This is a genomic window from Streptomyces sp. NBC_01451 (genome assembly GCF_036227485.1).
In the GTDB taxonomy this organism is placed as follows: Bacteria; Actinomycetota; Actinomycetes; order Streptomycetales; family Streptomycetaceae; genus Streptomyces.
The window spans coordinates 6883017-6897124 of the sequence record NZ_CP109479.1; the positions used below are offsets into that span (position 1 = coordinate 6883017).

The following is a 14108-nucleotide window of genomic DNA, read 5'->3' on the forward strand; positions in this document are numbered from 1 at the left end:
GTCCGCGGGACCCACGACCAGCTGTGCCTACGAACCGACCTTGCGCTTGTTCCAGACGTCGAACCCGACCGCCGCCAGCAGCACCAGGCCCTTGATGACCTGCTGCCAGTCGGTGCCGACGCCGACGAGGTTCATGCCGTTGTTCAGCACGCCCAGGACCAGACCACCGATGATCGCGCCGAGGACGGTGCCCACACCGCCGCTCATCGACGCGCCGCCGATGAACGAGGCCGCGATCGCCTCCAGCTCGAAGTTCAGGCCGGCCTTCGGCGAGGCCGCGTTGAAGCGGGCCGCGAAGACCAGACCCGCCAGCGCGGCGAGCATGCCCATGTTCACGAAGACCAGGAAGGTGACCTTCTTGTCCTTCACGCCGGACAGCTTGGCCGCCGGGAGGTTGCCGCCGATGGCGTAGACGTGGCGGCCGATGACCCCGTTGCGCATGATGTAGCCGAAGCCGACCAGCAGCACGCCCAGGATGAGCAGGACGACCGGGGCGCCCTTGTAGCTGGCCAGGAGCATCGTGAAGGTCAGGACGGCCGCGCTGAGCGCCGCCAGCTTCACCGCGAACAGCTTGGCCGGCAGCACCTCCAGCGAGTACTCCGACTGCCGCTTGCGGTCGCGTACCTCCTGGAGGATCACGAAGCCGCACAGTGCGAGACCGAGCAGCAGCGTGAGGTTGTGATAGTTGGTGTCCGGGCCGACCTCGGGCAGGAAGCCGTTGGCGGTCTTCTGCAGGCCCTCCGGGAACGGGCCGAGCGTCTGGCCCTCCAGGAACACCTCGGTCAGACCGCGGAAGATCAGCATGCCGGCGAGGGTCACGATGAACGACGGCATGCCCGCGTAGGCGATCAGGAACCCCTGTGCCGCGCCCGCGGCGGCGCCCATGGCCAGGCACAGCAGCACGGCGAGCGGCCAGGGAATGTCGTTCTTGACCATCAGTACCGCCGCCACACCCCCGATGAAGGCGGTGATCGAGCCGACCGACAGGTCGATGTGACCCGCGATGATGACGATCATCATGCCGATCGCCAGGATCAGGATGTAGCTGTTCTGCAGCACCAGGTTGGAGACGTTGCGCGGCAGCAGGAGGTCGCCGTCGGTCCACACCGCGAACAGGGCCACGATCACGCCGAGGGCGATCAGCATGCCGTACTGGCGCATGTTGCGGCGCATACCGTCGAACAGCAGCCGCAGCAGGCCGTCGGCGGCGGCGCTTCCGCTCTTTCCCGCCGGCGCGGGGGCCGGCGTCTTGGCGGTCACATCCGTGCTCATCGCGTTACCTCTTTGTCCTTCGTCATCTGACGCATCAGCGATTCCTGCGAGGCTTCCGCCCGCGAGAACTCACCGGTCAGCCGCCCTGCGGCCATGGTGTAGATGCGGTCGCACATGCCGAGCAGTTCCGGCAGCTCGGAGGAGATGAATACGACCGCCTTGCCCTCGGCGGCCAGCTTGTCGATGACCGTGTAGATCTCGAACTTGGCGCCCACGTCGATACCGCGCGTCGGTTCGTCCATGATCAGCACGTCCGGACCCGTGAAGATCCACTTGCTGAGGACGACCTTCTGCTGGTTGCCGCCGGACAGCCTGCCCACGGTTTCGAAGACGTTGGGCGCCTTGATGTTCATGGACTTGCGGAAGCCCTCGGCGACCTTGCGCTCTTCGTGGCTGTCGACGACGCCCCGCTTGGACACCTTGCCCAGCGCGCTGAGCGAGATGTTGCGGCCCACGGTGTCGTCGAGGTTGAGCCCGTAGTGCTTACGGTCCTCGGTGACGTACGCGATGCCGTGCGCGACCGCCTGCGGGACGGTCTTCGTACGGATCTCCTCACCGTCCTTGTGGACCGTGCCGCCCGCGTACCGGCCGTACGTCCGCCCGAAGACGCTCATCGCGAGTTCGGTGCGGCCGGCGCCCATGAGGCCCGCGATACCCACGATCTCCCCGCGCCGCACGGAAATTGACACATCGTCAACCACTTTGCGCTGCTGGTCGATCGGGTGATGGACCGTCCAGTTGCGGATCTCCAGGGCCGGTGCCTCGCCCGCCACCGCGTCGTGCGGGGTGCGCTCGGGGAAGCGGTGGTCGAGGTCCCGGCCGATCATCCCGTTGATGATCCGCTCCTCGGTGGTCTCCGCGGCCTTCACATCGAGCGTCTCGATGGTCCGGCCGTCGCGGAGGATCGTCACCGAGTCGGCGACCTTCCGGATCTCGTTCAGCTTGTGGGAGATGATGATGGAGGTGATGCCCTGTTCCTTCAACTCCAGGATCAGGTCGACGAGTTTGCCGCTGTCCTCGTCGTTCAGGGCGGCCGTCGGCTCGTCCAGGACGAGCAGCTTCACCTCCTTCGACAGCGCCTTCGCGATCTCCACGAGCTGCTGCTTGCCGACACCGATGTCGGCCACCCGGGTCTGCGGATGGTCGTCGAGACCGACCCGGCGCATCAGCCGGGTCGCGTGCTTCAGCGTCTCGTTCCAGCTGATGACGCCACCGCTGGCCTGCTCGTTGCCGAGGAAGATGTTCTCCGCGATGGACATGTACGGCACCAGGGCCAGTTCCTGATGGATGATCACGATGCCGCGGTGCTCACTGGCCCTGATGTCCTTGAAGGAGACGACCTCCCCCTCGAAGAGGATGTCCCCCTCGTAGGTTCCGTGCGGGTGGACGCCGGAGAGGACCTTCATCAAGGTCGACTTGCCGGCGCCGTTCTCCCCGCAGATGGCGTGGACCTCGCCCTGACGGACGGTCAGGGTGACGTCCGACAGCGCTTTTACGCCGGGAAAGGTCTTGACGATAGAGCGCATTTCCAGGACGGGTCCCGCCATGGTCGTGCCTGCCAATCTCTGGTGTGCGGGGGTTACTTGAGGTCGCTTTCCTTGATGTAACCCGAGTCGACGACAACCTTCTGGTAGTTCGTCTTGTCGACGCTCACCGGGACCAGCAGGTAGGCGGGGACGACCTTCGAACCGTTGTCGTACGTCTTGGTGTCGTTGGTCTCCGGGGTCTTGCCGGTGAGCGCCGAGTCGACCATGTTCGAGGCCACCTTGGCGAGTTCGCGGGTGTCCTTGTAGACGGTCATCGACTGCTCGTCGGCGATGATCGACTTCACCGAGGCGACCTCGGCGTCCTGGCCGGTGACGATCGGCAGCGGCTTGTTCTTGGAGCCGTAGTCGTCCGACTTCAGCGAGGACAGGATGCCGATGGAGATGCCGTCGTACGGCGAGAGCACCGCGTCGACCCGCTCGGTCTTGTAGGCCGCGGTCAGGATGTCGTCCATGCGCTTCTGCGCGGTGCCGCCGTCCCAGCGGAGCGTGGTGACCTGGGTCAGCGCGGTCTGGCCGGACCTGACGACGAGCTGCTTCTTGTCGATGTACGGCTGAAGGACCTTCATCGCGCCGCCGAAGAAGTACTTCGTGTTGTTGTCGTCGTTCGAGCCGGCGAACAGCTCGATGTTGAACGGGCCCTTCTTCGAGCCGTCCGCGAGGCCGAGCTTCTCCAGGATGTAGTTGCCCTGGAGCTCGCCGACCTTCTCGTTGTCGAAGGACGCGTAGTAGTCGACGTTCTTCGTGCCGAGGATCAGCCGGTCGTAGGAGATGACCGGGATCTTGGCGTCGGCGGCCTGCTGAAGCACGTTGTTCAGCGACTTGTTGTCGATGGCCGCGATGATCAGCGCCTTCACGCCCTGCGTGATCAGGTTCTCGATCTGCGACACCTGCTGGTCGGGGTCGTCCTCGCCGTAGACCAGCGTGGTCTTGTAGCCCTTCGCCTTCAGGTCCTTGACCACGTTGGCGCCGTCGGCGATCCAGCGCTCCGAGGACTTGGTGGGCATCGCGATGCCGATGGTGCCGCCCTTGGCGCTGTCTCCGCCGGCGTCGCTGCCACCCTCACTGTCCTGACCGCAGGCGGAGAGGGAGAGGGCGAGGACGGCCGAGGTGGCTATGGCGGAGAGTGCGGCTCTGCGAGTACGCATGATCATCATCCTTGATGTCGTGAGGCCAGGAGCGGTCTGGCGGTTCGGGCGCCCTGTCGGCGGTGCGTAAGGAACCCGAAGGAGTCGTGTCGGAGTCTGTTCGACTGCGTCGTGTTTTGTGAAGGGGCGTTGTCCGTAACGTTATGCAGGCGTTTCGAACCGCTTCAGATCGCCCGGCAGCCGCGAGCCGAGCGGCGCCATGTCGCCATCCGCCCCGTGCCGCGCGAGCAGGTCCAGAGCGAGCCGGCCGCGCCGCACCCGCTCCTTGGCCGTGTTCAGGGTGAGATCACGCATGTGGTTCCCGTAGGGGTAGATCCCGGGAGCCTTCGACAGGCCGAACTTCAGATAGAGCGGTGCGCCGCGCCGGATCAGCTCGGCGACCTCGTACATCCGGATGTAGCCGCCGAGATCGTCGGGGGCCTCGATGTACATGTCCATGGGGGCGGCGGAAACCCGCCGGATCTCGGTGAGGTGATCGAGCGTCAGATCGCTCGGCACGTTGATCGAGTCGCCGCCGAGGTTCTCGTACACGGCGTACGCGGCCGGGTTCACCGGCCCGATCAGCGCCGACACCTTGAGCGTCGTCTCCGCCGGGATGATCCCGGCCAGCCGCGCCCGGTGCAGGCTCCACAGCACGCCCTCGTCGGCGACGAGCAGGCACTGCACACCCAGCTCGGTCGCGCGCACGGCGTCCTCGACGCACCCGGCGACCGCGTCGTGACCGCGGGCACGCAGACCGCCGCCCCGGGAGTCGGTACGGGTGGAGCCGCCGATGTCCCAGGTGCCGCGCGGACCGGTGAACAGGCAGAGCTCGATGTCGCGCTCGGCCGTCGCCTCCACCATCTCGGTGATCTCGGCGTCGGTCAGCATCCAGACACCGCTGCCCTGGCTGACCCGGTGGATCGGCACATCGAGCCGCGAGGACTCCTTGAGGACCACGCCGAGCGCCTCGGGCCCCTCGACGGAGGGGACCTCGGTACGCCAGCGTCCGCCACCCGGGAAGGTGTGCGGAGAGGCGTCGGCGGGGTCGAGGGCGGGCGCGTCCAGGCCGAGCGCGGCGAGCGCCTGCTCTCCGGGGCGGCGGGCTGCGGAGGCGGTGGTGTCGGTCACAATCTGTCCTTCAGGATCGGCAGGTCCGGCGGGTTCGCGAGGTCCGGCAGGTTCGGTATTTCGGACAAGGTTCGCGGCTCTGGGTGCACAAGGCTTTGGGTGTACGCCGGTACGGAGTCGTCAGGTACCCCGTACCGGCGTACGGCTCAGGGGTGTGTCATGGCCGCAGCAGGACCTTCCCGACCTTCGGATCGCCGGATCCCACCAACTCGATGGCCTGCGGAAACTCCTCCAGCGGCAGCTCGTGCGTGACGAGCGGCAGCGGGTCGAGGAGCCCGGCCCCGAAGACCCGCACGGTGTGCGCCCAGGCATCCGGCGCCGCACCGAACACGGTGTGCACCTCCAGCTGCCGTACGACGAGATCCGTCGGGTCCAGCCCGTCCGCACCCGCCGCCGGGATCCCCGTAAGGATCAGCCGGCCGCCGCGCCGCAGCAGGGCGGCGGCGGTGACCGCCGCGTCCGCGGACCCGGCGGTCTCGATGACGACGTCGAAGTCGCCGGGGAGTTCCTGATCCTTGGTACGGAAGTCCGTGGCGCCGAACCTCTTCGACAGCTCGGCCCGGTCCGGACGCGTCCCCACGACGAGCAGCTCGGACGGCGAGCCCGCCTTCAGGAACTGAACGGCGAACATCCCGAGCGTGCCCGTGCCCACGACGGCGACCCGCTCACCCGGAACGGCGTTCGCCTTGAGCGCGGCGGCGGCGATGCACGCGGCCGGCTCCAGCAGCGCCGCCGCCGTGAGATCCGCGTCGTCCGGCAGAACGTGCAGCAGACGGGCGGGCAGCGTCAGCGTGGTGGCCATCGCGCCGGGCTCGGTGAACCCGGTCTCCTCGTACCCGGCCGAGCACAGCGTGGTCTCGCCCGCGTGACAGCGGTCGCACACCTGGCAGTTGCGAAAACCCTCGCCAACCACCTTGCTGCCTACGAGAGTTGAAGGAACCCCGGCCCCGACGGCGGTCACCGTCCCGGACCACTCGTGGCCCGGTGTGAGGGGGTAACGGACGTACCCCTCGGGCCGGTTGCCCTGGTAGACCTCGCGGTCGCTGCCGCAGATGCCGACGGCGTGGACCCGGACGAGGGCCTCGCCCGCCTCCGGCTGACGAGGCTCGTGCGCCACCAGACGGTGCTCGCCCGGAGCCTCGATCACTACCGCGCTGCTCACTCGGTCCCCTTGGGCTTGCGCTGCTCCCAGCCCTCGGCCCACAGGTCGAAGCGGGCCTGCTGCTGCGGGAACTCCGCCGCCGCGTCCACGTCCAGCTCGACACCGAGGCCGGGCTTGTCGGAGAGGTGGAAGTAGCCGTCCACGACCTCCGGGGCGCCCGAGACGACCTTCTTGATGTCCGCGTCCGCGAAGTCGTTGAAGTGTTCGAGGATCTTGAAGTTGGGCGAGGTGAACCCGACCTGGAGCGAGGCGGCGGTCAGCACCGGCCCGCCCACGTTGTGCGGCGCGACCAGCACGTAGTGCGCCTCGGCGGTCGCGGCCAGCTTGCGGGTCTCCCAGATGCCGCCGATGTGACCGACGTCGGGCTGGATGATGTCCACGGCCTGGCTCTCGAAGAGCTCCCGGAACTCGATCCGGTCGTGGATGCGCTCACCCGTGGCCACCGGGATGTCGACCTTGGCGGCGACCTTCTCCAGCGCCTTCAGGTTCTCCGGCGGGCAGGGCTCCTCCAGCCACGCGGGCTTGAAGGGCGCCAGCTCGTTGGCGAGGCGGATGGCGGTGGCGGGGGAGAAGCGCCCGTGCATCTCCAGCATCAGCTCGGAGTCCGGCCCGATGGCGTCCCGCACGGCCTCGATCAGGGAGACCGCGTACATGCTCTGCTCGTGGTCCAGCTCGAAGTGGCCGGTCCCGAAGGGGTCGATCTTGAGCGCCTTGTAACCGCGCTCCATGACGCCCTGCGCCGCCTTGTGGTACGCCTCCGGCGTGCGCTCGGTGGTGTACCAGCCGTTGGCGTACGCCTTGACCTTGTCGGTGACCTTGCCGCCGAGAAGCTGCCACACCGGCACCCCGAGGGCCTTGCCCTTGATGTCCCAGCACGCCATCTCGATGACGGCGATGCCGGACATCACGATCTCGCCGGCGCGGCCGTAGTCGCCGTACTTCATGCGGCGGGTCAGATCCTCGACAGCGAACGGGTCCGACCCGAGAATGTGGTTGACCTCGGCCTCGCGCAGATAGCCGAGCAGCGCGTCGGTGTGGCCCAGCATGCGGGTCTCGCCGACGCCGGTGAGTCCCTCGTCGGTGTGCACCTGGACGTAGGTCAGGTTCCGCCACGGCGTCCCGACCACGTGCGTGCTGATTCCCGTGATGCGCACGGTACTCCCTAAGTCCTGTGTGGCCTGTTCGAGATTTCGTCACTTGTTCGAAATGCTGTCGCGACAGTAAGGATGCTTCGGGCGGAGTGTCAATGGGTCGAACAAACAACCCTTGCCGCGTTTTGGACTGCCGCCGTCCGGTCCCACATTGCCGCACCGACACCCCCGCTGCCCGCCGACTGCCGCGTTATCCAACCGTGACGACCTCCCTGACGCAGCCCTCTTGACCGCCGTCGATTGTTAGCGCTCACAATGACCTCCGCATTCACCAGTCGTCGCCCCAGGGCATCGAGGGAGGTACGAGCGTCATGTCGGCAGTGCCCCAACCTGCTTACCCGCCCGGCGCTTCGGGGCTTTCCGGAAGCCCGGAGTGAGGCCGGCGGCGCGGAGCCGACCGCCCGCACCACAGGGCTTACAGGACTTACAGAACCCGTCCGCAGGCAGACGCCAGGGAGGTGCAGCCGTGACACACTCGCCGATCCAGTCGCAGGTCCGGCCGCCCACCATGGCCGACGTGGCACGCCAGGCCGGCGTGTCCCACCAGACCGTGTCCCGTGTCCTGGGGGACCACCCCAATGTGCGCGAGGAGACACGGGCCAGGGTGCTCCAGGCCATCGAGGAGATGGGCTACCGCCGCAACTCCTCCGCACGGGCGCTGGCGACCCGGCGCACCCTCACCCTGGGTGTGGTCGCCTCCAACACCACGCTCTACGGGCCGGCCAGCACGCTGTTCGCGCTGGAGGAGGCGGCTCGTGCCGAGGGGTACCTCGTCTCGACGGTCAGCCTGCGCGAACTGACGGTCGAGACACTGTCCGAGGCCATGCACCGGCTCAGTGAGGGCGGTGTGGAGGGAGTGATCGCCCTCGCCCCGCAGCGGTCGGCGGTCGAGGCCCTCACCGAACTGCGCCACCCCTTCCCGGTGGTGGCCGTGGGTACCGGCTCCGGTGTGGAGATCCCCAGCGTCAACGTGGACCAGCGACTGGGCGCGCGGCTGGCCACCGGTCATCTGCTGGCCACCGGCCACCGCACGGTCTGGCACCTCGCCGGACCCGAGAACTGGCAGGAGGCGGTGGACCGCGCCGACGGCTGGCGGGAGACCCTCGAAGAGGCCGGCGTCGAACCGCCGGCGCCGCTGCGGGGGGACTGGAGTCCGCTGTCGGGTTATCGTGCGGGCCAGGAACTGGCCGGCTGGGTGGGCCGGGGCCTGACCGCCGTCTTCGTCGCCAACGACCAGATGGCGCTGGGGGTGTTGTGGGCGCTGCGTGAGGCGGGCGTGCGCACTCCCCAGGACGTCGCGGTGGTCGGCTTCGACGACATCCCGGAGTCGGAGTTCTTCGCTCCGCCGCTCACCACCGTCCGGCAGGACTTCTCGGCGGTCGGCAAGCAGAGCATCGCCCTGCTGCTGGACCTCATCGAGGGCCGGCCTCCCTCCGGCACCTCCCAGGTCGCCATCGAACCCCAACTCCTCGTCCGCGCCAGTACTTTCCCCTACGCCCCTCAGCCGGCGACCGCTCCCGGCTGAGGGGGACCGACCGGTTCGACGATCGTTCCCGCCCCACCAGCGTGGTCGATATCTCGAACAATGATCGACAGGTTGGACGTATCGCAACCTGTCGCACAGAGCCCCACAAGAACCAAAGGCATCACCAGCACCACCAGAAGCCCCACGAGTACCAACGAGCACCACGAGTAACAGCGGGCCCATCACCGGGCCGGCTCTTCAAAGGAGAAGACACATGCTCAACAGACGAAACTTCCTCACTGCGGCGGTCGGCGTGGCGGCTGCGACGGGCCTGGCGGCCTGCGCCAAGGAGGACGACGGCGGCTCCACCAGCGCCGGCGGCGACGGCAAGATCGTTCTCGGCTTCTCCCAGGTCGGCTCGGAGAGCGGCTGGCGCAGCGCCAACACCGACTCGGTGAAGGCGGCGGCCAAGGAGGCCGGCTACACCCTGAAGTTCTCCGACGCGCAGCAGAAGCAGGAGAACCAGATCTCCGCGATCCGCAGCTACATCACCCAGGGCGTGGACGTCATCGCGTTCTCCCCGGTGGTCGTCACCGGCTGGGACGCGGTGCTGAAGGAGGCCAAGGCCAAGAAGATCCCCGTGGTCCTCACCGACCGCTCCGTCGAGACCTCCGACGAATCCCTGTACGTCACCCTCGTCGGCTCCGACTTCACGGACGAGGGCCGCCGCGCCGGCAAGATCCTGGAGAAGGTTCTGGAGAAGGCCGGCCACAAGGGCGCCGTGAAGATCGCCCAGCTGGAGGGCACCACCGGTGCCGCCCCCGCGATCGAGCGCGCCAAGGGCTTCAAGGAGATCCTGGACGCCGACCACGCCTCCGACTGGAAGATCGTCGTCAGCCAGACCGGTGACTTCACCCGCGCCGGCGGCAAGCAGGTCATGGCCGCCTTCCTCCAGTCCAACCCGGACATCAACGTCCTGTTCGCGCACAACGACGACATGGCCATCGGCGCCATCCAGTCCATCGAGGCGGCCGGCAAGAAGCCCGGCAAGGACATCCTGATCGTCTCGATCGACGGCGTGAAGGACGGCTTCGTGGCCATGTCCGAGGGCAAGATCAACGCCATCGTCGAGTGCAACCCGCTGCTCGGCCCCCAGCTGATGGAGGTCGTGAAGAAGGTCAAGGACGGCGAGACGGTCGAGCGCTGGATCAAGACCAAGGAGGGCGACTTCATGCAGGACCAGGCTGCCGCCGCACTCCCCACCCGCAAGTACTGACCGACCGCACCCATCGGCAGGGAGCCTCCGCCCCGACCGGCCCTCCGTACGGAGGGCGGCCCTGGGGGCTCCCTGCGGGCCTGAGCGAAATCGCGGGCCCAACCCAAACAACCGTGGGCCTGAACAAGATTCAAAGAGGAGCGCTGCCATGGCAGAGCCGCGGCCCGTCCTGGAAATGACGGGCATAGTCAAGGAGTTTCCGGGGGTACGGGCTCTGTCGGGTGTCGACTTCCGGCTCTTCCCCGGCGAGATACACGCCCTGATGGGCGAGAACGGAGCCGGTAAGTCCACCCTCATCAAGGTGCTGACCGGCGTCTACCCGCTCGACGACGGCAAGATCACCCTCGATGGCCGGCCCGTGCGGATCGACAGCCCGTTCCAGGCACAGCAGGCCGGCATCAGCACCGTCTACCAGGAGGTGAACCTCTGCCCCAACCTGTCGGTGGCGGAGAACATCTTCATCGGACGGGAACCCATCCGCTTCGGCCAGATCCAGTGGTCGCGCATGCGCAAGGACGCGGCGGAACTGGTCGACCGGCTCGGCCTCGACCTCGACGTCACCGCGCCCCTGTCCTCGTACCCGCTGGCCGTGCAGCAACTGGTCGCGATCGTACGGGCGGTGGGCACCGGCGACAGCGACGGCGCCGGAACCGGCACCAAGGTGCTGGTCCTGGACGAGCCGACGTCCAGCCTCGACCGCGACGAGGTCCTCGAACTGTTCCGCCTGATGCGGCAGTTGAGGGACGAGGGCGTCGCGATCCTGTTCGTCTCGCACTTCCTCGACCAGATCTACGAGATCTGCGACCGCATGACCGTCCTGCGCAACGGCACCCTCGTCGGCGAGCACCTGGTCAGCGAGCTCGACCAGGTCGGGCTGATCCAGCTCATGATCGGCAAGGCCATGGACCAGCTGGAGGGGCTCCACGAGCACCAGCTGCACGCCGAGGTCGGCGAGACGCTGCTCCACGCGGAAGGCGTCGGCAGGACGGGCGGAGTCGCCCCCTTCGACCTGGAGATCAAGAAGGGCGAGGTCGTGGGCCTGGCCGGTCTCCTCGGCTCCGGCCGCACCGAACTCGCCCGGCTGCTCTTCGGCGCCGACCAGCCCGACAGCGGCAAGGTCACCATCAACGGCAAGCAGGTCTCGATGAGCGCCCCGAACGCCGCCATCGGCGCCGGGGTCGCGTTCTGCTCCGAGAACCGCAAGACCGAGGGCCTGGTACCCGACCTGACGGTACGGGAGAACATCATCCTGGCCCTCCAGGCGGCCCGCGGCTGGACCCGGCCCATCCCGGCCGCCCAGCGTGACGAGCTCGTCGCCAAGTACATCAAGGCTCTGGACATCCGCCCCGCCAACCCGGAGGCCCGGGTCGGCCGGCTCAGCGGTGGCAACCAGCAGAAGGTGCTGCTCGCCCGCTGGCTCATCACCCAGCCGAAACTGCTGATCCTGGACGAACCGACGCGTGGCATCGACGTCGGCGCGAAGGCGGAGATCCAGAAACTCGTGGTCTCTCTCTCCGAGGAAGGCATGTCCGTGCTGTACATCGCGGCCGAACTGGAGGAGGTGCTCCGGCTCAGCCACACCATCGGCGTACTGCGCGACCGCAAGCTGGTCGCCCAGATCGCCAACGGGCCCGAGATCACCCCCACCCGGATCCTGGAGACCATCGCGAGCGGAGAGCACCAGTGACCACCACTCCCCGTTGGCGGGCGCTGACGCAGCATCACCTGTTCTGGCCGGTGGCCGTGCTCATCGTCCTGCTGCTGATCAACGTTCCCTTCACCCCCGGCTTCTTCTCGATCAAGATGACGGACGGCCACCTCTACGGCAGCCTCGTCTCGATCGTGCTGTTCGGCTCGCCGCTCATCCTGGTGGCGGTCGGCATGACCCTGGTCATCGCGACCGGCGGCATCGACCTCTCCGTGGGCGCGGTCGTCGCCATCACCGGCGCCCTGACCTGCTCGTACATCAGTGACCAGGCCGACCAGGACTCCCTGTCCGGAGTCTTCCTGGCCATGGGCATCGGCCTGGTGGCAGCGGTCGTGTGCGGTCTGTGGAACGGCTTCCTGGTGGCCCGGATGGGCATCCAGCCGATCATCGCGACCCTCATCATCATGGTCGCGGGCCGAGGCGTCGCCCAGCTGATCACCGACGGCCAGATCATCACGATCAACAGCGAGCCGTACAAGCTGATCGGCGGCGGCTACTGGCTGACGCTGCCCTTCTCCATCTTCGTGGTGGCCGCGGTCGTGGCCGTCACCGTGGCCCTGACCCGCCGCACCGCCCTCGGCCTGCTCGTCGAGTCGGTCGGCGGCAACGCCGAGGCCAGCCGTCTGGTCGGCATCAGGTCCCTGCGCATCAAGATCATGGTGTACGTGTTCTGCGCCCTGTGCGCCGGCATCGCGGGCCTGATGATCAGCTCCAACACCTCCGCCGCGGACGGCAACAACGCCGGCCTGTGGATCGAACTCGACGCGATCCTCGCCGTGGTGATCGGCGGCACCTCACTCCTGGGCGGCCGGTTCTCCATCGGCGGCACGGTGGTGGGCGCCCTCGTCATCCAGACCCTGACCACCACGATCTACACCATCGGTGTGCCGACCCAGACCAACCTGGTCTTCAAGGCGGCCGTCGTCATCGTGGTCTGCCTGCTCCAGTCCCCGAAGTTCCGCACCAAGGTCTTCGGCGGGAAGTTCGGCGGGAAGTTCGGCTCCGGGTCCGGCGCGAAGGGCGGCGGCACCTCGGCCGCCACCCCGGCGGACACCGCCCCCACGACCGCGGCAGCCCCGAAGATGGAGGTGTCGTGATGAGCACGACCGCCCAGCCCCCCCAGGCCCAGAACAGCCGTAAGACGACCACGGGCACCAACGGGTCGACGGCGTCGAAGGCCGCTCGGCTGCTCGGCGACCGGCGGCTGCCCGTCGTGGTGACCGCCACGCTCTTCCTCGTGATGTACCTCGTTGGCCTCGGCCGCTACCAGAACTTCGGTTTCGGCGAACCGCAGGTCTTCCTCAACCTGTTCATCGACAACGGCTACCTGCTGGTCGCCGCGGTGGGCGCCACCTTCGTCATCCTCTCGGGCGGCATCGACCTCTCCGTGGGGTCCGTGATCGGTTTCACGACCATGCTCACGGCCTGGCTGGTCGAGAAGCAGGGGCTGCCCATCGTGGTCGTCATCCCCATCGCGCTGGGCGTGGGAGCCTTCGGCGGCTTCCTGATGGGCTATGTGATCCACAACTTCGAGATCCAGCCCTTCATCGTGACCCTCGCCGGCCTCTTCCTCTTCCGGGGCCTGTGCCTGGTCATCAGCAAGGAGTCGATCGCCATCGACGACTCCTCGGTGAGCAGCATGGCGCAGGCGCAGGCACAACTGGGCGTGGGCTTCCTGTCGATCGGCGCGATCATCGCGCTGGTGGTGCTGGCCGTCGCCTTCTACGTCCTGCATTACACCCGCTTCGGCCGCCGGGTGTACGCCATCGGCGGCAACGAGCACTCGGCCATGCTGATGGGCCTCCCGCAGGGCGGCACCAAGATCGCGGTGTACACGGTGAGCGGTTTCTGCTCCGCCCTGGCGGGTCTGCTCTTCACCCTGTACATCCAGTCCGGCGACCCGCTGCACGCGACCGGCATGGAGCTCGACGCGATCGCCGCGGTCGTCATCGGCGGCACGCTGCTGACGGGCGGCTCGGGCTATGTCCTGGGCACCCTGTTCGGCGTCCTCGTCCTGGGCCTGATCAAGAGCATCATCCAGTTCGAGGGCACGCTCAGCTCCTGGTGGACGAAGATCGCCACCGGTGTGCTGCTGTGCGCGTTCATCCTGATCCAGCGGGCCATGACGGCCCGTAAGAAAACCTGAGCCGCGAAGGGACGTTCGTGCCGGAACGGCGTGTCAGGAGATGACGTGTAATGGTCGGGCTTGACCTCGACCGGCCAAACCCGAAAGAGCGGTTCTGCACAGAACCTTCACAGGAGTCTCTAGGAA

11 protein-coding genes are annotated in these 14108 nt (G+C 67.6%); 5 read left to right on the forward strand and 6 right to left on the reverse strand.

What is annotated here, in order from left to right; all coding sequences use genetic code 11:
- Positions 1-27: 27 nt before the first annotated feature.
- The 6 genes from mmsB to OG595_RS30250 form a co-directional block, all read right to left on the reverse strand.
- Positions 28-1272, reverse strand: coding sequence for a multiple monosaccharide ABC transporter permease (gene mmsB / locus OG595_RS30225; protein ID WP_329277434.1), 1245 nt, complete (start codon positions 1270-1272; stop codon positions 28-30).
- A complete protein-coding gene (gene mmsA / locus OG595_RS30230) occupies positions 1269-2819 on the reverse strand; it encodes a multiple monosaccharide ABC transporter ATP-binding protein (RefSeq protein WP_329277435.1) in 1551 nt (516 codons plus the stop codon). Before mmsA ends, mmsB begins: the two co-directional genes overlap by 4 nt.
- Before the next feature lie 32 nt (positions 2820-2851).
- Complete coding sequence (gene chvE, locus OG595_RS30235; RefSeq protein WP_443073181.1) at positions 2852-3964, reverse strand: multiple monosaccharide ABC transporter substrate-binding protein; 1113 nt, start codon at positions 3962-3964, stop codon at positions 2852-2854.
- Positions 3965-4105: 141 nt separating this feature from the next.
- Entirely contained in the window at positions 4106-5074 is a 969-nt protein-coding gene (locus OG595_RS30240) for a hypothetical protein (protein ID WP_329277439.1), read from the reverse strand.
- Between the two features lie 157 nt (positions 5075-5231).
- Complete coding sequence (locus OG595_RS30245; RefSeq protein WP_329277440.1) at positions 5232-6236, reverse strand: zinc-dependent alcohol dehydrogenase; 1005 nt, start codon at positions 6234-6236, stop codon at positions 5232-5234.
- Entirely contained in the window at positions 6233-7390 is a 1158-nt protein-coding gene (locus OG595_RS30250; protein WP_329277442.1) for a mandelate racemase/muconate lactonizing enzyme family protein, read from the reverse strand. The genes OG595_RS30245 and OG595_RS30250 overlap by 4 nt, the downstream gene beginning before the upstream one ends.
- 505 nt (positions 7391-7895) lie before the next feature.
- Here OG595_RS30250 and OG595_RS30255 point away from each other — a divergent pair.
- The 5 genes from OG595_RS30255 to yjfF all read left to right on the forward strand — a co-directional run bounded on the left by OG595_RS30255 (position 7896) and on the right by yjfF (position 13982).
- The gene (locus tag OG595_RS30255) at positions 7896-8912 is read left to right on the forward strand and encodes a LacI family DNA-binding transcriptional regulator (RefSeq protein ID WP_329283341.1); all 1017 of its coding nucleotides are present in this window, start codon (positions 7896-7898) and stop codon (positions 8910-8912) included.
- A gap of 214 nt (positions 8913-9126) precedes the next feature.
- Complete coding sequence (locus OG595_RS30260) at positions 9127-10128, forward strand: ABC transporter substrate-binding protein (protein ID WP_329277444.1); 1002 nt, start codon at positions 9127-9129, stop codon at positions 10126-10128.
- 148 nt (positions 10129-10276) lie between these two features.
- A complete protein-coding gene (locus tag OG595_RS30265; protein ID WP_329277446.1) occupies positions 10277-11815 on the forward strand; it encodes a sugar ABC transporter ATP-binding protein in 1539 nt (512 codons plus the stop codon).
- Positions 11812-12933 carry an ABC transporter permease gene (locus tag OG595_RS30270; RefSeq protein WP_329277448.1) on the forward strand — a complete coding sequence of 374 codons (1122 nt, stop codon included), beginning with the start codon at positions 11812-11814 and terminating at the stop codon, positions 12931-12933. Before OG595_RS30265 ends, OG595_RS30270 begins: the two co-directional genes overlap by 4 nt.
- The gene (gene yjfF, locus OG595_RS30275) at positions 12933-13982 is read left to right on the forward strand and encodes a galactofuranose ABC transporter, permease protein YjfF (protein WP_329277450.1); all 1050 of its coding nucleotides are present in this window, start codon (positions 12933-12935) and stop codon (positions 13980-13982) included. The genes OG595_RS30270 and yjfF overlap by 1 nt, the downstream gene beginning before the upstream one ends.
- Positions 13983-14108: the final 126 nt, after the last annotated feature.

What these genes read in the sequence shown, in the direction of transcription:
- OG595_RS30260 (WP_329277444.1), top strand. Translation starts at nt 9,127, where the DNA reads ATGCTCAACAGACGAAACTTCCTCACTGCGGCGGTCGGCGTGGCGGCT.
- chvE (WP_443073181.1), bottom strand. Translation starts at nt 3,964, where the DNA reads ATGCGTACTCGCAGAGCCGCACTCTCCGCCATAGCCACCTCGGCCGTC.
- mmsA (WP_329277435.1), bottom strand. Translation starts at nt 2,819, where the DNA reads ATGGCGGGACCCGTCCTGGAAATGCGCTCTATCGTCAAGACCTTTCCC.
- mmsB (WP_329277434.1), bottom strand. Translation starts at nt 1,272, where the DNA reads ATGAGCACGGATGTGACCGCCAAGACGCCGGCCCCCGCGCCGGCGGGA.
- OG595_RS30255 (WP_329283341.1), top strand. Translation starts at nt 7,896, where the DNA reads ATGGCCGACGTGGCACGCCAGGCCGGCGTGTCCCACCAGACCGTGTCC.
- yjfF (WP_329277450.1), top strand. Translation starts at nt 12,933, where the DNA reads ATGAGCACGACCGCCCAGCCCCCCCAGGCCCAGAACAGCCGTAAGACG.
- OG595_RS30265 (WP_329277446.1), top strand. Translation starts at nt 10,277, where the DNA reads ATGGCAGAGCCGCGGCCCGTCCTGGAAATGACGGGCATAGTCAAGGAG.